Source organism: Arthrobacter sp. YAF16 (assembly GCF_052113385.1).
GTDB lineage: Bacteria > Actinomycetota > Actinomycetes > Actinomycetales > Micrococcaceae > Arthrobacter.
Map to the genome: position 1 here is coordinate 75,574 of NZ_JBFRDC010000002.1, position 16,828 is coordinate 92,401.

At 69.4% G+C, this 16,828-nt stretch carries 15 protein-coding genes; 9 read left to right on the plus strand and 6 right to left on the minus strand.

Translation table 11 applies throughout. The features are described 5' to 3' along the window. The first annotated feature begins 160 nt into the window (after positions 1 to 160). Genes AB4Y91_RS07985 through AB4Y91_RS08000 form a run of 4 tightly spaced genes read left to right on the plus strand, consistent with a single transcriptional unit; the run spans position 161 to position 5,932 of the window. Complete coding sequence (locus AB4Y91_RS07985) at positions 161 to 2,845, plus strand: DUF4118 domain-containing protein (protein ID WP_441417956.1); 2,685 nt, start codon at positions 161 to 163, stop codon at positions 2,843 to 2,845. Next, on the plus strand, positions 2,842 to 3,516 hold the full coding sequence (locus tag AB4Y91_RS07990; protein WP_441417957.1) for a response regulator: 675 nt from the start codon (positions 2,842 to 2,844) through the stop codon (positions 3,514 to 3,516). Before AB4Y91_RS07985 ends, AB4Y91_RS07990 begins: the two co-directional genes overlap by 4 nt. A gap of 29 nt (positions 3,517 to 3,545) precedes the next feature. Continuing rightward, positions 3,546 to 4,160, plus strand: a complete 615-nt coding sequence (locus AB4Y91_RS07995; protein WP_441417958.1) for a DinB family protein — start codon at positions 3,546 to 3,548, stop codon at positions 4,158 to 4,160. Positions 4,161 to 4,171: 11 nt separating this feature from the next. Continuing rightward, positions 4,172 to 5,932, plus strand: coding sequence for a sensor domain-containing diguanylate cyclase (locus tag AB4Y91_RS08000; RefSeq protein WP_441417959.1), 1,761 nt, complete (start codon positions 4,172 to 4,174; stop codon positions 5,930 to 5,932). 51 nt (positions 5,933 to 5,983) lie between these two features. Here the strand turns inward: AB4Y91_RS08000 and AB4Y91_RS08005 are convergent, their stop codons facing one another. After that, complete coding sequence (locus AB4Y91_RS08005; protein ID WP_441418173.1) at positions 5,984 to 7,117, minus strand: acyl-CoA dehydrogenase family protein; 1,134 nt, start codon at positions 7,115 to 7,117, stop codon at positions 5,984 to 5,986. Positions 7,118 to 7,409: 292 nt separating this feature from the next. Here AB4Y91_RS08005 and AB4Y91_RS08010 point away from each other — a divergent pair, with 292 nt between their 5' ends. The 4 genes from AB4Y91_RS08010 (at position 7,410) to AB4Y91_RS08025 (ending at position 10,888) form a co-directional block, all read left to right on the plus strand. Further along, on the plus strand, positions 7,410 to 9,143 hold the full coding sequence (locus AB4Y91_RS08010; protein ID WP_441417960.1) for an AMP-binding protein: 1,734 nt from the start codon (positions 7,410 to 7,412) through the stop codon (positions 9,141 to 9,143). A 2-nt stretch (positions 9,144 to 9,145) separates the two neighbouring features. Further along, on the plus strand, positions 9,146 to 9,652 hold the full coding sequence (locus tag AB4Y91_RS08015; RefSeq protein WP_441417961.1) for a MarR family winged helix-turn-helix transcriptional regulator: 507 nt from the start codon (positions 9,146 to 9,148) through the stop codon (positions 9,650 to 9,652). Between the two features lie 57 nt (positions 9,653 to 9,709). Further along, positions 9,710 to 10,138 (plus strand): DUF1761 domain-containing protein, encoded by a 429-nt coding sequence (locus AB4Y91_RS08020; protein ID WP_441417962.1) that lies wholly within the window; start codon positions 9,710 to 9,712, stop codon positions 10,136 to 10,138. 117 nt (positions 10,139 to 10,255) lie between these two features. Next, positions 10,256 to 10,888 carry a class I SAM-dependent methyltransferase gene (locus tag AB4Y91_RS08025; RefSeq protein ID WP_441417963.1) on the plus strand — a complete coding sequence of 211 codons (633 nt, stop codon included), beginning with the start codon at positions 10,256 to 10,258 and terminating at the stop codon, positions 10,886 to 10,888. A 10-nt stretch (positions 10,889 to 10,898) separates the two neighbouring features. Here the strand turns inward: AB4Y91_RS08025 and AB4Y91_RS08030 are convergent, their stop codons facing one another. From AB4Y91_RS08030 to AB4Y91_RS08050, 5 genes are read right to left on the minus strand one after another with little or no spacing between them, the layout of a single operon-like run. After that, positions 10,899 to 11,453, minus strand: coding sequence for a hypothetical protein (locus tag AB4Y91_RS08030; RefSeq protein WP_441417964.1), 555 nt, complete (start codon positions 11,451 to 11,453; stop codon positions 10,899 to 10,901). A gap of 47 nt (positions 11,454 to 11,500) precedes the next feature. After that, on the minus strand, positions 11,501 to 12,277 hold the full coding sequence (locus tag AB4Y91_RS08035; RefSeq protein ID WP_441417965.1) for an enoyl-CoA hydratase: 777 nt from the start codon (positions 12,275 to 12,277) through the stop codon (positions 11,501 to 11,503). After that, on the minus strand, positions 12,274 to 13,254 hold the full coding sequence (gene mmsB, locus AB4Y91_RS08040; protein WP_441417966.1) for a 3-hydroxyisobutyrate dehydrogenase: 981 nt from the start codon (positions 13,252 to 13,254) through the stop codon (positions 12,274 to 12,276). The genes AB4Y91_RS08035 and mmsB overlap by 4 nt, the downstream gene beginning before the upstream one ends. After that, positions 13,247 to 14,353: an enoyl-CoA hydratase/isomerase family protein gene (locus AB4Y91_RS08045; RefSeq protein WP_441417967.1), complete on the minus strand. Its 1,107-nt coding sequence runs from the start codon at positions 14,351 to 14,353 to the stop codon at positions 13,247 to 13,249. The genes mmsB and AB4Y91_RS08045 overlap by 8 nt, the downstream gene beginning before the upstream one ends. Beyond that, the gene (locus tag AB4Y91_RS08050) at positions 14,353 to 15,852 is read right to left on the minus strand and encodes a CoA-acylating methylmalonate-semialdehyde dehydrogenase (RefSeq protein ID WP_441417968.1); all 1,500 of its coding nucleotides are present in this window, start codon (positions 15,850 to 15,852) and stop codon (positions 14,353 to 14,355) included. Before AB4Y91_RS08050 ends, AB4Y91_RS08045 begins: the two co-directional genes overlap by 1 nt. Positions 15,853 to 16,009: 157 nt before the next feature. Between AB4Y91_RS08050 and AB4Y91_RS08055 the strand changes: the two genes are divergently transcribed. After that, positions 16,010 to 16,816 (plus strand): exodeoxyribonuclease III, encoded by an 807-nt coding sequence (locus tag AB4Y91_RS08055; protein ID WP_441417969.1) that lies wholly within the window; start codon positions 16,010 to 16,012, stop codon positions 16,814 to 16,816. Positions 16,817 to 16,828 lie beyond the last annotated feature (12 nt).

Genomic DNA, 16,828 nt, shown 5'->3' on the forward strand with positions numbered 1-16,828 from the left:
TCCTCACGGCGCCTCTCTCACGGGCGGGCGCCGCATTCTGCCCCTCAGTTGCGAAGCTAGCAGCGGCCGGGACTCCGGCAGCCCCCCTGGCGCGGATCTTGATGAATCCTTTACGCCGCGCTCCTCCGCCGGGGCTTGGTCGGAATGGAAGAATGGCTGCATGGCACGTGGAACGCTGCGCATCTTCCTGGGGTCCGCCCCGGGCGTGGGCAAGACCTACGCCATGCTCCGGGAAGGGCACCGGCTCCAGGGCGCCGGCGAGGATGTGGTCGTCGCCTTCGCCCGCGACCGGGGCCGCCGCGAGACCCGCGCACTGCTGGCGGGTCTCGAAGTGCTTGGGCCAAGCCGGGTGCCCATTGGCCGGCTCGACGTCGAGGAACTGGACCTGGACGCCGTCCTGCTCCGGGCGCCGGCCACCGCCCTGGTGGACGAGTACGCCCACTCCAACGCCCCCGGCAGCAGGAACCGGCACCGCTGGCAGGACATCGACGAACTGTTGGCGGCCGGGATCAACGTCCTGTCCACCCTCGACATCCACCAGCTTGCCTCCCTGGCCGACGTCGTCAGTGCGATCACCCAGGGCCGTCCCGCGGAAACCGTCCCCGACGGGGTCGTCCGGCGGGCCGACCAGCTCCAACTCGTGGACCTCTCCCCCGACCTCCTGCGGCAGCGTGTGGCGGCCGGCAAAATTGTGCCGCCGGACCGGGTGGACGCGGCACTGTCCAACTACTTCCGCCCCGGGAACCTGGCGGCCCTGCGCGAACTCGCGCTGTTGTGGCTGGCCGACCGGGTGGACGAGGGCTTGGCCAGCTACCGGGAGGGTAAGCGGATCAGCAACAGCTGGCCGGCCCGGGAACGGGTCGTGGTCGGACTGGCCGGGGGCACCGAGGGCGAGGCGCTGATCCGCCGCGGCGCCCGGTTGCTCCACCGCGTCAGCGGCATCGACCTGCTGGCCGTCCATGTCAGGGCCTCCGAAGGGATCGCGGACGAGTCGCCGCAGGCCCTTGAAGGGCAGCGGCAGCTGGTCCAGGACCTTGGCGGCAGCTACCACGTGGTCACCGGCGAGGATCCGGCTGAGGCGCTGCTGGAGTTCGCGCGCAGCGTCAATGCCTCCCAGCTGGTCCTTGGCGTCTCCCGCAAGGACCCTGCAGCCCGCCTGATGGCGGGCCTCCGTGGCGGGGGCACCACCGCCAGGGTGCTCCGCGCTTCCGCCGGCATCGATGTCCATCTCGTGCCGCAGGAGCGTGCCCCAAGCGGTGTGCGCCGGAACCGGCACAGGGACCTGGGCAGGCTCCGCGTCAGCGTCGGCTTCGGCCTCGCTGTTGTTGTTCCTGCGCTGCTCCAGCTGCTGCTGGCGGTCAATCCGGACAAGAACCTGGCCACGTCCATGCTGGTGCAGCTGACGGGTTCCGTGGCTGTGGCGCTGGTCGGAGGGCTGTGGCCTGCGATCTTCGCCGCGCTGTGGAGCAGCCTGCTGGTGAACTACTTCTCCACCCCACCGTTGGGCAACCTGACCATCAGCGACGCCCAGAATGTTCTCGCCCTGCTGGTCTTTGTGGGCGTGTCCGCCGCCGTCGCCGTCGTCGTCGACCTCTCCGCGCGGCGCTCCAAGGAGGCCGCCCGGGCCAGGGCCGAAGCAACTACGCTGGCCGAGTTGTCACGCGGCGCAGCGGGTTCCGAAGACACCGTCACGGGCCTGCTGGAACAGGCTCTGGACGTCTTCCAGGTCCGCGGCGCCGCCCTGTTCGGCCTGGCTGGCGGCGACGTCGACGCCGAGCCGGGACCAGCGCAGTGGCGGCTGCTGGCCGGCGTCGGCGACTTTCCACCCGTGGCAGCCCGCCAGGGCGGGGGCCCGTCGACCACTGACGGACCGTCCGGGGACAACGTCGAACAGATCAATGCCACCACCCGGCTGGTCCTTTCCGGGCGGGTGCTTCCGGCCAGCGACCGGCGTCTGCTTGGAGCGTTTGGCGTGCACCTGCTGGCCCAGCTGGAGAACCAGCAACTGCAGGCCAGCCGGAGCCAGCTGGCCCGCCTTGCTGAAAGCAACACGGTACGCACCTCGCTGCTCCGCGCCGTCTCGCATGACCTCCGCACCCCATTGGCCGGCATTAAGCTCGCGGTCGGGGGCTTGCGTCAGCCCGGTGTCCGCTACAGCCGGGAAGAGGAACAGGAGCTGCTGGCGACCATCGACGAGTGCTCCGACCGGCTCGATAGCCTGGTGGGAAACTTGCTGGACATGTCCCGGATCACCTCCGATTCCGTCACCCCCATGCTCCGGCCCGTGCGCTGGTACGAGGTGGTGGGCGGCGGCCTGCACGGAATCCCGGCCGGACGGGTCCGGGTGGAGCTGCCGGCGAACATGCCGGAGGTGGAGGCGGATCCCGGAATGCTTGAGCGTGTCATCGCGAACATCGTGGAAAATGCCGTGAAGTACGCCCCGGATTCGGACATTGTGCTCACGGGCAGCAGCGGCGGACTCAGTCCCGCAATGGTGGGTGGCCGGCCCGCCGGGGAGATGCGGATCATCGACCACGGCACGGGAGTCCCGGCGGAGAAGGTCGTGGAGATGTTCCGTCCCTTCCAGCGTCTGGATGACGCGAGCCGGGCCAGCGGCGTCGGCCTCGGCCTGGCCGTGGCTAAAGGGTTCACCGAGGCCATGGGCGGCCGGCTCAGCGCGGAGGCCACGCCGGGAGGCGGCCTGACCATGGTCATCAGCCTGCCGATCTCCGAGGGTGCACCCTTCCGGGAGGACCCGGACCAGGCGCCGCTGGAGCCCCAGTCCGCGCTGGCCCGGCGCCACCATGCACCGCCGATCCTCTCTTCCCCCACGGACGTGCCATGACCGCAGTGCTGGTGGTCGACGACGACCCCTACCTGTTGCGCGCCCTGCGGATCACGCTGCGGGCCCACGGCTATGACGTCATTGCGGCGTCGGATGGCCGGTCCGCGCTCCTGGCTGCGGCCCGAATCCCGCCCGCGCTGATCGTCTTGGACCTTGGCCTCCCGGACATGGACGGCACCGAAGTCCTCGCGAAACTGCGCAGCTGGAGCCAGGTTCCCGTGCTGGTGCTGTCCGCCCGCCATGGCTCGGACGACAAAGTCCAGGCCCTCGACGCCGGCGCCGACGACTACATCACCAAGCCGTTCGGGCTGGACGAGCTGCTGGCCCGGCTGCGCGCGCTGCTGCGCCGCAGCGCCGATCCGGAGCACGAACCGGTGGTCACAACCGACGCTTTCACCGTGGACCTCGGCAAGCGCCGGGTCACCCGCGACGGCGAGGACGTCCGCCTGACCCCAACGGAGTGGAAAATGCTGGAAGTGCTGGTCCGTAACCCGGAGAAGCTCATCACCCAGCAACAGCTGCTGTCCGAGGTATGGGGTCCGGCCTACGCGAAGGAGACCAACTACCTCCGGGTGTACATGGCCCAGCTCCGCCGCAAGCTGGAACCGGATGCCGCCGCACCCCGGCACCTGCTCACCGAGGCCGGGATCGGCTACCGCTTCCAGCCCTGAAGCGGGGGCGGCCCGGTAGGATTCCGGGCATGGACGAGAAGGAGATTCTGCACCGGTACCTGCGCCTGCGCCGCGCCGAACTGCTGGCCAAGCTGGACGGTCTGGATGAGTACGACGTCCGCCGGCCCGTGACGCCCACCGGAACCAACCTCCTGGGCCTGGTCAAGCACGTGGCCAGCGTCGAGATCGGCTACTTCGGCGAAGTGTTCGGCCGCCCCCACGCCCAGCCCCTGCCCTGGCTGGAAGAGGGTGCCGAACCGGATGCCGACTTGTGGGCGACCCCGGACGAGACCCGGGACCAGATTGTGGAACTGCACCACGCCGCCGCTGCCCACAGCGATGCCACCATCGAGGCCCTTCCGCTGGACGCCCCGGGCGAGGTTCCATGGTGGGCCGAGGACCGCCGACACGTCACGCTGCAGCAGATCCTGGTCCACTTGTGCGTTGAAACGGCGCAGCATCTGGGCCATGCGGACATCCTCCGCGAACTCATCGACGGGACGGCCGGGAAAGGACCCGGCGACCCAAACCTGACGCTGCGTACCGGCGAGGATTGGGCGGCCCACCGGAACAGGATAGAGACGGCCGCCCGGGCGGCCGCGCGGGCGGCAGCCCCGGTTTTCCGTCGGGAGCCGCCGCAATAGATACTGGGGCAATGAATATTCACAGCGCTCTCGCCCGGGAGAACGCACGGCAGCCGCCGCTGCCGGAGGTACCCGCCCAGCTGCGGGCCGTGCTCAACGGCATTCCGGCGATGGTGGGCTACTGGGACGCCGAGCTGCGCAACCGGCTGGCCAACGACGCGTACCGCGAGTGGTTCGGGGTCTCCCCCGAGGAACTGCACGGCATCCACATCCGGGATTTGCTCAGCGACGCTGTGTACGAGGCCAACTACCCCCACATTTCCAAGGTGCTCGACGGCGAGCCGCAGCTTTTCAAGCGCACGCTCACGGATGCCGCAGGTGCGACGCGTTTCGCCGAGGTCTCCTACATGCCGGACCTGAGCGACGGCGGGGTTCAGGGTTTCTTCGTGATGGTCACGGACATCACCGAGCGGGTGCTCGCCGAGCGCCGCCAGCAGCGCGACACCGACCGCTACCGGGCACTGGCGCGCAGTGTCCCCGGCGTCTTTGTCCTGCTCTTCGATTCGGAACTGCGCTACCTGATCGCCGAGGGCCAGGAGCTGGAGGCCTTCGGCTACCGCTCCGCCGAGCTCGAGGGCCGGCGGATCCACGATGTGCTCGACGGCGCCCTCGCCAACGAACTGGAACCCCGCTACCGCGCCGCGCTGTCCGGCCAGGAGGTTTCCTGGACCCGGCAGATCGGGCCCCGCACCTACCGGCTGAAGGCCGGCCCCGTTTACTCCGACGACGACGCCGCCACCGCCGGCATGGTGGTGGCGGTCGACGTCACCGATCGGCTCCGGCAGGAACAGACGTGGGCCGCGCTGCACGAGATCGCCACCGCCGTCGCCCGCAACGCCGCCCCGGCGGCCATCTCGGAGCAGGTCGCTTTCATTGTGCGGGACCTCTTCCAGGTGGACTCGGCCGCCGTCGTCCGTTTCACCGGCGCACTGTCAGCGGAAATCGTGGCGATGGCGCCGGCGTTGCCGCCCACCCTGAGCCGCACGCACGTTTTTTCGCCGACCGACATCTCGGCCACCGTCCGCGTCGCCGTAACCGGCAGGCCCGCCCTGGTGGTCTACGGCCCGGAAGGGGGCCCCGCCGCCGAGCAGATGCGGGCCGGAGGTTTCCAGTCCGCGGCGGGCGCCCCGATCAGGGTCCACGGCAGTTTGTGGGGCGTGGTTAACCTGACCTCGAAGTCCAGCACGGGCGTCACCGAGGTGATGCTGGAACGGCTGGCCCAGTTCGCCGAACTGGTGGAAATTGCCATCGGCAACACCGAGGCCCGGGCCAGCCTGGAGTTGCAGGCCACCACCGACCAGCTCAGCGGCCTGCCCAACCGGCGTGCCCTCGAGCAGCACCTCTCGCACGAGATTGAACTGGCGGCCACCCGCGGCACCAGCCTCAGCGCCGTCGTCCTCGACATCGACCACTTCAAGAAGGTCAACGACACCTTCGGCCACATCATCGGCGATGTGGTGCTCGCGGATGTCGCGGCCCGGCTCCGCGGCGTCGCCCGCCAGGATGAGATCGTGGCCCGCTTCGGCGGTGAGGAATTCGTCTGGCTGCTGCCGGGGACGGACGGCGCCGAGGCCCTGCTCGCGGCGGAACGGGCCCGTAAGGCGATCGAGTCGGAGCCGTTCGGCGAGGTCGGCTCCCTCACGGTTTCGGCCGGCGTCTGCGAACTCCGCGACGCCGGCAGCCACAGCCTGCTGGCCTGCGCGGACCGGGCGCTGTACGCGGCCAAGCACGCCGGCCGCAACCGCAGCGAACGCTACGGCGCCTCCCGCTAGGGCGTTCCCGGCTCGCGGCCGCGGCCGGCCGGAGCGCGGACGCGTCGGACTCTAGACGAAAGCGGACTTCCCGGTAACGGCCCGCGCCACGATCAGGGAGTTGATCTCGTAGCTCCCCTCGTAGGTGTAGAGGATCTCGGCGTCGCCGAAGAGCTTGCCCATCTCATAGTCGGTGCTGATCCCGTTGCCGCCCAACAGCGAGCGTCCCATCGCGACGGAGGCCCGCGCCAGCCGGGTGGTGGTGGACTTCGCCATGGCGGCCTGCACCATGTCCAGCTTGCCCTCCTGCTGGATCCGCGCCAGCTGCGCCATCAGCGCCAGCGAGACGCTGGCGTTGCCGAGGATCTCGGCCAGCTGCTGCTGCACGAGCTGGAAGCGCGCCAGCTCCTTGCCGAACTGCTTGCGTTCCAGCGAGTAGGCCCGGGCGACGTCGAACGCGGCCAGCTGGATGCCGGCGGCCTGCCAGCCTACCCAGGCGCGCGAGTCCCGCAGCAGCTCGTTGGCCCGCGAGAAGTCCGTGGCACCGGGCAGCAGGTTGGATTCCGGGATGCGGACCTCGTCCAGGACGATGTCAGCGTTCTGCATGATCCGCAGGCCGATCTTGTTCGCGATCTTGGTGGCGGTGTAGCCGGGCCGGTCCGTCTCGACGATGAAGCCCTTGATCTGCTGGTCCGCGACGTCGCGGGCCCAGACCAGGGCGAAGTCGGCGATGGTGCCGGCGCCGATCCAGCGTTTGGCTCCGGTGATCACCCATTCGCCGTTCTCCAGCCGCGCCGTGGTGGACAGTCCGCCGGCGATGTCCGAGCCGTGGTCCGGCTCGGTCAGGGCGAACGCGCCGAGCTGGGTGAAGGCGGTGAGCCCCGGGAGCCAGCGGGCCTTCTGCTCCTCCGAGCCGAGCTCGTCGATCATGCCGACGATCAGCTCATTGTGGATCCCCACCAGCGCCGAGAGCGAGACGTCGGCGCGCGCCACCTCGACATACATCAGCCCCTTGAAGAGCTTGGAGCTGCCGTCCGTCTGCAGGCCGCCGAGGCCGTGCTTGCCCAGCTCGGCGAGCAGGCCGAAGGGGAACTCCTCGCGGTTCCAGTAGTCGATCGATGCGGCGCGGATCCGGGCCTGCAGGAAATCCCGGATCCCCTGGTAGCGCTCCCGCTCGTCCGCGGGCAGGAGGTCCACGATGTACATCAGGTCTGCGTCCGGGAACGGCGGAGTTGCCGGGGCCTGGGCCGAACTTTCCGCGGCGCCGCCGCGGCTTGCCGTTGCCTGGCCTGCCATTGCCTGGACGGCGGTCTGTCCGCCGGCACTTCCTTGTGACTGCACGGGCACATATCCCTTCGTAATGTGCCGCGCATCGGCAGCAACATCGGCTCTTCCAAACCCTTGGATGTCCTAGTATATTGCACAGTGATGTGGATCACTAGGCCAGCGGCGGCCGCCACCGGACCGCCTGGCTGCGACCGGCTGCGAAAGGTGCACCATGACCGTCACTGAGGAATTCCGCGCCGCGAGGGACAGGCTGCTGGCCCTGCGCGGGGACTACGCCGCCGCCCGGCAGGAATTCAAATGGCCGCGCTTCCAGGAGTTCAATTTCGCCCTGGACTGGTTCGACCAGATCGCCGCCGATCCGGCCAAGGCGGACAAGCCCGCCCTGGTGATCGTGGAGCAGGACGGCACGGCCACGCGGCGCAGCTTCGCTGACCTTTCGGCGCGCTCCGCGCAGGTGGCCAACTGGCTCCGGGCCCAGGGCGTGCGCCGCGGGGACCGGATGATCATCATGCTCGGCAACCAGGTGGAGCTGTGGGAGCTGATGCTGGCCGGCATCAAGCTCGGGATCGTGATGATCCCCACCACCACGCTGATGGGTCCGGCCGACCTGCAGGACCGGGTGGAACGCGGCGGGGCCAGCTGGGCCGCCGTCGGAAGCGCCAACATCGACAAGTTCACCGGCGTCCCGGGTGACTACCGCCTGATCGAAATTGGCGCCGCCGGCAACGCCGAAACCAACACAGCGGCACTTCAGTACAGCGAGGCCGCGGGCGCGGCGGAAGACTTCAGCCCGGACGCGCCGACCCTGGCCGACGAGACCCTGCTGCTCTACTTCACCTCCGGCACCACCTCGAAGGCCAAGCTCGTGGAGCACACCCACACTTCCTACCCGGTGGGCCACCTGTCCACCATGTTCTGGATCGGGATGGAGCCGGGCGATGTGCACCTGAACGTCGCCTCACCAGGCTGGGCCAAGCACGCCTGGTCCAACGTGTTCACGCCCTGGATCGCCGAGGCCTGCGTGTTCATCTACAACTACGAGCGTTTCGACGCGAAGGCGCTGATGGAGCAGATGGACCGCGAGCGGGTGACGAGCTTCTGCGCCCCGCCCACGGTCTGGCGGATGTTGATCCAGGCCGACCTGACCCTGCTCAAGAACCCGCCCACGAAGGTGGTTTCCGCCGGCGAGCCGCTCAACGCCGAAGTGATCGACCAGGTCCACCGCGCCTGGGGCCAGACCATCCGGGACGGCTTCGGACAGACCGAGTCCACCGTGCAGATCGCCAACACCCCGGGCCAGCCGATCAAGATCGGCGCGATGGGCCGGCCGCTGCCCGGCTACGACGTCGTCCTCGTGGACCCGGCCACCGGGGAGGAGTCCGACGACGGCGAGCTGTGCCTGCGCCTGGACCCGCGGCCCGTCGGGCTGATGAAGGCCTACTACGGGGACCCGGAAAAGACGGCCGAGGCCTTCCGCGACGGCTACTACCACACCGGTGACATGGCCAGCCGGGACGAACGCGGCATCATCACCTACGTGGGCCGGGGCGACGACGTCTTCAAGTCCTCCGACTACCGGCTCTCCCCGTTCGAGCTGGAGAGCGTGCTGATCGAGCACCCGGCGGTGGCGGAGGCCGCCGTCGTCCCCTCCCCCGACGCGCTCAAACTGTCCGTGCCCAAGGCCTTCGTGGTCCTGGCGGCCGGCCACGAACCCGGGCCCGAGCTGGCCGAGGACATCCTGCGCTACTGCCGCGAGCACCTGGCGCCGTTCAAACGGATCCGCCGGCTGGAGTTCGCCGAGCTGCCCAAGACCATTTCCGGCAAGATCCGGCGGGTGGAGCTTCGGCACAGCGAGGAACTGCGGCATGGGGCCGGCGGCGTGCCGGAGGGCCTCGGCACAGAGTACTCGGAGGCGGACTTCCCCGGGCTGAAAGGGCAGGGCTAGGCATGGGCACCCCGCTGCCGCGTGATCCGATCGCCGACGCCCAGCGGAACTGGGAACGGCACGGCTGGGCCGACGTCGCCGCCCCGATGGCTGCCATCACGGCCGTCATGCGGACCCAGCAGATCCTGCTGGCACGGATCGAAAGCGCGCTCAAGCCTTTCGGGCTGACGTTCGCGCGCTACGAACTGCTGGCCCTGCTCAGCTTTGCCCGCAGCGGGGCGCTCCCTATGAACAAGGCGAGCGCCCTGCTCCAGGTCCACCCTACGTCCGTGACCAACGCCGTCGACCGGCTGCAGGAAGCCGGGCTGGTGCTCCGCTCCCCGCACCCCACCGACGGACGGACCACGCTGATCGAGCTCACCTCGGAGGGGCGCACCCTGGCCAAGCGGGCGACGGCGGTGCTGAACTCGGAGGTCTTCGGCCAATCCGGCTTCGAGGAGCAGGATGTGGAGCAGCTGATCCGGATCCTCGGTAACTTCCGGCGCAATGCCGGGGACTTCAGCGGCTAAGCCGTACACTTCGTTTGCGGGCCGTCGGCCGGACGGCCAGGAGGTGAGGAGAGCCCCATGATTCCGGAGATCAACATCTGGGCGGTACTGCTGGCCACGCTGTCCAGCATGGTGGTCGGGTCCGTCTGGTACACGCCCAAAGTGTTCGGCAACTACTGGATGCGCATCGCCAAGGTCAGCCCCAGCGGGGACGCCAGGGACGCCGTCAAGCCCATCCTGATCACCTTGGTGGTCAGCTTTGTCAGCGCCTGGGTGCTGGCTGGCTCCGCCGCCATCTCGCAGCATTTCTACGGCGGAAACTTCCTCGCCAACACCCTGGTTACCGCCCTGATCCTGTGGGCCGGGTTCACGGCCGCCCGCTTCATCACGCACGACGCGTTCGAGGGCCGCCCCGTTGGCCTGACCGTGCTGAACTGCGCCCATGAGCTCGTAACCCTGATGGTGATGGCTCTGATCATCGGTTTGTTCGGGATCAGCGCCGCGTAGCCTTTCAGCAGCGGCAGGCGCTGCCATTCCGCGCCGCCCCGGGGACGGGCGGGCGTGCCTAGACTGGATAGGCGGCAGGCGCCCTGCCGCACGGCACGGGCACCGGAGGAGAGCTGCATGGAATTCGACGAATCGTTCTGGGACGAACGGTACCGCCAGCACGGCCAGCACGGCTCAGTGTGGAGCGGGCAACCGAACCCCCAGTTGGTCGCCGAGGTGGCGGACCTGGCGGCCGGTTCCGCCCTCGACGTCGGCGCCGGAGAAGGCGCCGACGCCGCCTGGCTTGCCCGGCGCGGCTGGCGGGTGACGGCGGTGGACATCTCGTCCGTGGCCCTGGCCCGGGCGGCCGCCGCCCTCGAAGACGACCCGGAGACCGCCGCCCGCATCACGTGGCAGCACCAGGACCTCACGGCCTCGCCGCCGCCGGCCGGGACCTTCGACCTGGTCTCCGCCCAGTACCTGCACCTGCCCGCCCCGCAGCGCGACAGCGTCTACAGCCGGCTCGCCGCGTCGGTGGCACCGGGCGGGACGCTGCTGATCGTCGGCCACCACCCCTCGGACCTGGAGACCAGCGTGCGCCGGCCCTCCGCCCCGGGGTTGCTCTTCACCGCCGAGCAGCTCGCGGCGGAGCTCGATCCGCACGAGTGGGAGATCGTCACCTGCACGTCCCGGCCGCGGGCCACCGCAGATTCCGACGGCGCACCGGTGACGGTCCGGGATTCGGTGCTCCGCGCCAAGCGCAAGGCCTAGCGCGGCCGCGTCACCCCCGGGTGCCCAGCCTTTCCCGCAGCCCGGCCGCGAGTCCGGCGATGGTCAGGAGATCGAACAGGCCCCCGCCGAGTTCCACGAGTCGTCGGCGTCTAACGCCGGCGAGCCGGAGCCGCAGGTGCACCCGAGTCCCGGTTGCCGCGCCCGACGACGGTCGCAGCACTATCGCCCAGCTGATGGTGAGCGCACCGCGCTGCGAGCGGTGCACCAGCGCCCTTGGCGGGTCCACCTCGACGATTTCGAAGCTGGCATTGGGGCCGCCCCAATCAGCAATGACGTCCCCGGCGCTGAGGTCCTGGAGTGCGGGATCAATGGTCCGCAGGGCGCGGCGCCGGGCCGGAATGAGGGCTTCCGCCCAGCCAGGCAGGTACCAACCCGAACGTTCCTTGCCCAGCTGGACGATCCACGGCCAGACGGCGTCGGGCGGGGCCGGCAGCCCGAAGCCCCGGTCCATCACCACATCCGGGACCGGGACCAGCCCGTCGCCGGGAAGCACGGCCCGGACCTCCTCCGGCGTCGCCCCTACCCCCAGAAAGCCTGCGTGCATGGCCGCCTCGCTGTCGGAACTGGATCGCTGCGGCAAGCAGGCGCCGCTTAGCGGTGGGTGAAGTCGGGTTGCCGCTTTTCGCTGAAGGCCGCCATGCCTTCCTTCTGGTCCTCGGTGGCGAAGAGCGAGTGGAACACCCGGCGTTCGAACAGCACGCCCTGGGCCAGCCCGGTTTCGAAGGCCGCGTTGACTGCTTCCTTGGCCACCATGGCCACCGGTTTGGACTTGGAGGCAATCACCTCGGCGGCCTTGACGGCTTCCTCCACGACGTCGGCGGCCGGAACCACGCGGGACACGAGCCCCGCGCGCTCGGCTTCCGCGGCGTCCATGAAGCGGCCGGTGAGGATCATGTCCATCGCCTTGGCCTTGCCCACCGCGCGGGTGAGCCGCTGCGAGCCGCCCATGCCGGGGAGCACGCCGAGGTTGATTTCGGGCTGGCCGAACTTGGCGTTGTCCCCCGCAATGATGAAGTCGCACATCATCGCCAGTTCGCAGCCGCCGCCCAGGGCGAAGCCGGAAACCGCCGCCACCACGGGAATGCGGAGCCGGGTGAAGTCCTCCCAGCCGCGGAACCAGTCGGCCGCGTACATTTCCATGTAGCCCTTGGACTGCATCTCCTTGATGTCCGCGCCGGCAGCGAAGGCCTTGGCCGAGCCAGTCACCACGACGGCGCCGACCCCGGGGTCGGCGTCCATCGCGGACACGGCGGCCACGAGTTCGTCCATGGTGGCTTTGTTCAGGGCGTTCAGCGCCTCTGGCCGGTTGAGCGTCACGAGCCCCACGCGGCCGCGGCGGTCCACCAGAATGTTTGCGTAGTCGGTCATGCCTGTCCCCTCGGCTGATGTTCGGATTTGTCCCGGATGTCGGTGATGATGCCGGAGAAGTCCCGGCCGGCACCGCCTTCCGCGGCAAAGGTATCGTAAATTTCGGAGGCCAGCGGGCCCAGCCGGGCGGCGACGCCGGTGCTTTCGAGCGCGTTGAGCGCGAGCTTCAGGTCCTTGGCCATCAGCGCCCCGGCGAACCCCGGCTGGTAGTCGCGGTTGGCGGGACTGGTGGGGACCGGGCCGGGCACGGGGCAGTTGGTGGTCAGCGCCCAGCACTGCCCCGACGCGGCGGAGGCGACGTCGAAGAGCGCCTGGTGTGTCAGCCCGAGCTTCTCGCCGAGCACGAAGGCCTCGCTGACGGCGATCATCGAGACGCCCAGGATCATGTTGTTGCAGATCTTGGCCGCCTGCCCGGCGCCGTGCCCGCCGCAGTGGACCACGCGTTTACCCATCACCTCAAGCATCGGTTTGACGGCCTCGAAGTCCTCCTCCAGCGCGCCAACCATAAACGTCAGCGTTCCGGCTTCGGCTCCGACCACGCCGCCGGAAACCGGGGCGTCGACGGCCCGGTGGCCGGCCGCCACCGCCAGGGCCGAGGCCTCGCGGGCCTCGTCCACGTTGATGGTCGAGCAGTCCAGGAACATGGTCCCCGGCGCCGCGGCAGCCAGCAGGCCCGGCTGTCTGTGCTGTCCCGGCTCGCCGGGGGTGCCGCGGTAGGCGTCCAGCAGGTGTTTGCCGCTGGGCAGCATGGTCAGCACGACGGCGGCGCCCGCGACGGCTTCGGCGGCCGTGTCCGCGGTCGCGATCCCGTGGGCCCGCGCGGCTTCCAGCGCCGCCGGCACCACGTCGTAGCCGGTCACCGTGTAGCCGGCCTTGACCAGGTTGACGGCCATCGGGCCGCCCATGTGGCCCAGGCCGAGGAAGGCGATGGCGCCAAGGGCGGGTGCAGCGGTTTCCGGCGCAGCGGTCTCAGACATTGTTCTTCTCCATGTTCGTCTCTGAACTCTTCGCCTGCGGCGACAGCTGCAGTTCACGCTCCCCCAGCGGCGCGAAGTAGGCCTCGACGTCGTCGCCGCTGACCTCGGCCAGGCTGGCCGGCTGCCAGTGCGGCGTCCGGTCCTTGTCCACGACCTGGGCGCGGATGCCTTCGCGGAAGTCGGGCCCGGCGAGGAACCGCAGGCCCACCCGGTACTCCTGTTCCAGGGCTTCGGCCAGGCTCAGGCCGTGGGCGCGGCGCAGCGAGGCGAGCGCCACCTTCACGGCGGTGGGGGACTTGCCCGTGATGGTCTCGGCGACGTCGGCGGCCTCGCCGCCCACGGTGCGGAGCCGGTCCAGGATCTCTTCGGCGTCGTCGGACGAGTAGCAGGCGTCAATCCATTCCTGCTGCGCGGCGAGGACCGACGGGGGTGCTTCCCCGGCGAAGCGTGCGACGGCGGCGTCCACGGGTTCGGTTTCCAGCGCCGCGGCCAGTTCAGCGAGCTCTGCAGAGGGCACGAAGGTGTCCGCGAGGCCCAGGAACAACGCGTCGGCGCCGCTCAGATGCGCCCCGGTGAGGGCCGCGTGGGTGCCGGTCTCGCCGGGCGAGCGGGACAGCAGGAGCGTCCCGCCGACGTCGGGCACGAAGCCGATGGTGGTTTCCGGCATGCCCATCCGGGTGCGTTCGGTGACGATCCGGACCGAGCCGTGCGCGGAGATTCCCACCCCGCCGCCCAGGACCAGTCCGTCCATGAACGCCACGTAGGGCTTGGGGTAGTCCGAGATCAGCAGGTTCAGCCGGTACTCGACGGCCCAGAAATCCGCCGTCGCGTCGCCGCCGTCGAGCATGTCCCGGTAGATCGCCACGATGTCCCCGCCCGCGCACAGCCCCCGTTCGCCGGCGCCGCGGACCAACACGGCGGCGACGGCGTCGTCGTCGGCCCAGAGGGTGAGCTGGTCCAGCATCGCCGCCGCCATGCCGGCGGTCAGCGCGTTGACGGCCTTGGGCCGGTTCAGCGTGATGACGCCGAGCCGGCCGCGGCGCTCAAAGAGGACCTCGGCGGATTCTTCGGCGGTCTCATCGGAGGGCCGGGCCGCCATCAGCTGCCTTCCGGCATCACGAAGCTGGCGCCCTGGCGGATGCCGGAGGGCCAGCGGGTGGTGACCGTCTTGGTCTTGGTGTAGAAGCGGAAGGCGTCGGCGCCGTGCTGGTTGAGGTCGCCGAAACCGGAGGCCTTCCAGCCGCCGAAGGTGTAGTAGGCGATCGGCACCGGGATCGGGACGTTGATACCCACCATGCCCACCTGGACGCGGCTGGCGAAGTCGCGGGCGGCGTCACCCTCGCGGGTGAAGATCGCCACACCGTTGCCGAATTCGTGTTCGCTGCAGAGTCGCAGGGCCTCGTCGTAGTCCTCGGCGCGGAGCACGCTGAGCACCGGGCCGAAGATCTCCTCCTGGTAGATCTTCATGTCCTTGGTGACGTTGTCGAAGAGGGTCGGGCCTACCCAGAACCCGCCGTCGTAGCCCTCCACCTTGAGGCCGCGGCCGTCCGTAAGCAGGCTGGCGCCTTCCTCGACGCCGGAGGCGATGTAGCCCTCGATCCGTTCCTTGGCGGAGGCGGCCACGACCGGCCCGAAGTCCGAGTCCTTGGCGAGGCTGTGGCCCACCTTGAGGTCCGCGATCCGTTCCTGCAGCTTTGCGACGAGTGCGTCGCCGGTGGCCTTGCCCACCGGGACGGCCACCGAGATCGCCATGCAGCGTTCGCCGGCGGAGCCGAATCCGGCGCCGATCAGGGCGTCCGCGGCCATGTCCAGGTCCGCGTCCGGCATGATCACCATGTGGTTCTTGGCGCCGCCGAAGCACTGGGCGCGTTTGCCGTGCGCGGCGGCGGTGGCGTAGATGTACTGCGCGATCGGGGTGGAACCGACGAAGCCGATGGCCTGGACGCGGGGGTCCTCCAGCAGCGCGTCCACGGCCTCCTTGTCGCCGTTGACCACGTTGAACACGCCGTCCGGCAGCCCGGCCTCGGTGAACAGCTCGGCCAGCCGCAGCGGCACGGAGGGGTCCCGCTCGGAGGGCTTGAGGATGAAGGAGTTGCCGGCGGCCAGGGCCGGACCGGACTTCCAGAGCGGGATCATGGCCGGGAAGTTGAACGGCGTGATGCCGGCGACGACGCCGAGCGGCTGCCGCATCGAGTGGACGTCGACGCCGGTCCCGGCACTGTCGGAGAACTCGCCCTTGAGCAGGTGCGGGGCACCGGCGGCAAACTCGACCACTTCGATGCCGCGCTGGATGTCGCCCTTGGCATCCAGGAAGGTTTTGCCGTGCTCGGAGGACAGCAGGGTGGCGAGCTCGTCCATGTTCTGGTTGACCAGGTCCACGAACTTCAGCAGGACCCGGCCGCGGCGCTGAGGGTTCATCGCAGCCCATTCCAGCTGGCCCTTCTCCGCATTGGCGACCACGTTTCGGACTTCTTCGGCGCTGGCCAGGGGAAGCCTCGCCTGGACCTCGCCGGTGCAGGGATCGTAGACGTCGCTGAAGCGCCCCGAGGTGCCCTCCACGTGTTGTCCTCCGACGTAATGGGAAAGCTCACGAACCATGATGGAATGCTCCTTTGCATGTGACCTAGATCATCTCTGCACCCGAATATACTCGGACTTCCTACTAATCTCCAGAGTGCCCGGCCGCAGCGGCCTGCCCTGTCCGGCGCGTACTTGCCGCACCGCCGCCGGGCCAAGGAACGGTAAGTTAGGAACTGTGAAGATTGCTACCTGGAATGTGAACTCGCTCCGTGCCCGTGCCGACCGCGTTGAGGCCTGGCTGCAGCGCACCGACTGTGACGTCCTGGCCATCCAGGAAACCAAGTGCAAGGACGACAACTTTCCCTGGGAATTGTTCGAGCGGATGGGCTACGAGGTCGCACACTTCGGCCTGAGCCAGTGGAACGGGGTGGCCATCGCCTCTCGGGTGGGGCTCGACGACGTCGAGCGCACCTTCATGAACCAGCCCGTCTTTGGCAAGGGCGGTAAGGACGAAGTGCAGGAAGCCCGCGCGATCGGTGCGACCTGCGGCGGGATCCGGGTCTGGAGCCTCTACGTCCCTAACGGCCGGGCGCTCGATGATGAGCACATGCCGTACAAGCTCAGCTGGCTGGACACGCTCCGCGCCCACGCCGAGGGCTGGGTCCGGGCCGACCCGGAGGCGCAGATCGCGCTGATGGGTGACTGGAACATCGCCCCGCGGGACGAGGACGTGTGGGACATCGACTACTTCCGCGCCGAGGGCCTGACGCATGTGAGCGAACCGGAACGCGCGGCCTTCCACGCCTTCGAAGACGCCGGGTTCACCGACGTCGTCCGCCCGCACGCGCCCGGGCCGGGCGTGTACACGTACTGGGACTACACCCAGCTGCGTTTCCCGAAGAAGGAGGGGATGCGGATCGACTTCGTCCTCGCCTCCCCCGCGCTGGCTGCCCGGGTCTCGGGGGCCTCGATCGACCGCGAGGAGCGCAAGGGCAAGGGCGCCTCGGACCACGCCCCGGTCATCGTGGAGCTGGCCGACTGATGGACGCCCGCC

Excerpts from the sequence above, each read along its gene's own strand:
- AB4Y91_RS08015 (WP_441417961.1), top strand. The coding sequence starts at position 9,146 with ATGGGCACCCCGCTGCCGCGTGATCCGATCGCCGACGCCCAGCGGAAC.
- mmsB (WP_441417966.1), bottom strand. The coding sequence starts at position 13,254 with ATGTCTGAGACCGCTGCGCCGGAAACCGCTGCACCCGCCCTTGGCGCC.
- AB4Y91_RS08020 (WP_441417962.1), top strand. The coding sequence starts at position 9,710 with ATGATTCCGGAGATCAACATCTGGGCGGTACTGCTGGCCACGCTGTCC.
- AB4Y91_RS07995 (WP_441417958.1), top strand. The coding sequence starts at position 3,546 with ATGGACGAGAAGGAGATTCTGCACCGGTACCTGCGCCTGCGCCGCGCC.
- AB4Y91_RS08010 (WP_441417960.1), top strand. The coding sequence starts at position 7,410 with ATGACCGTCACTGAGGAATTCCGCGCCGCGAGGGACAGGCTGCTGGCC.
- AB4Y91_RS08000 (WP_441417959.1), top strand. The coding sequence starts at position 4,172 with ATGAATATTCACAGCGCTCTCGCCCGGGAGAACGCACGGCAGCCGCCG.
- AB4Y91_RS07985 (WP_441417956.1), top strand. The coding sequence starts at position 161 with ATGGCACGTGGAACGCTGCGCATCTTCCTGGGGTCCGCCCCGGGCGTG.
- AB4Y91_RS08030 (WP_441417964.1), bottom strand. The coding sequence starts at position 11,453 with ATGCACGCAGGCTTTCTGGGGGTAGGGGCGACGCCGGAGGAGGTCCGG.
- AB4Y91_RS07990 (WP_441417957.1), top strand. The coding sequence starts at position 2,842 with ATGACCGCAGTGCTGGTGGTCGACGACGACCCCTACCTGTTGCGCGCC.
- AB4Y91_RS08005 (WP_441418173.1), bottom strand. The coding sequence starts at position 7,117 with ATGTACATCGTGGACCTCCTGCCCGCGGACGAGCGGGAGCGCTACCAG.
- AB4Y91_RS08045 (WP_441417967.1), bottom strand. The coding sequence starts at position 14,353 with ATGGCGGCCCGGCCCTCCGATGAGACCGCCGAAGAATCCGCCGAGGTC.
- AB4Y91_RS08050 (WP_441417968.1), bottom strand. The coding sequence starts at position 15,852 with ATGGTTCGTGAGCTTTCCCATTACGTCGGAGGACAACACGTGGAGGGC.
- AB4Y91_RS08035 (WP_441417965.1), bottom strand. The coding sequence starts at position 12,277 with ATGACCGACTACGCAAACATTCTGGTGGACCGCCGCGGCCGCGTGGGG.
- AB4Y91_RS08025 (WP_441417963.1), top strand. The coding sequence starts at position 10,256 with ATGGAATTCGACGAATCGTTCTGGGACGAACGGTACCGCCAGCACGGC.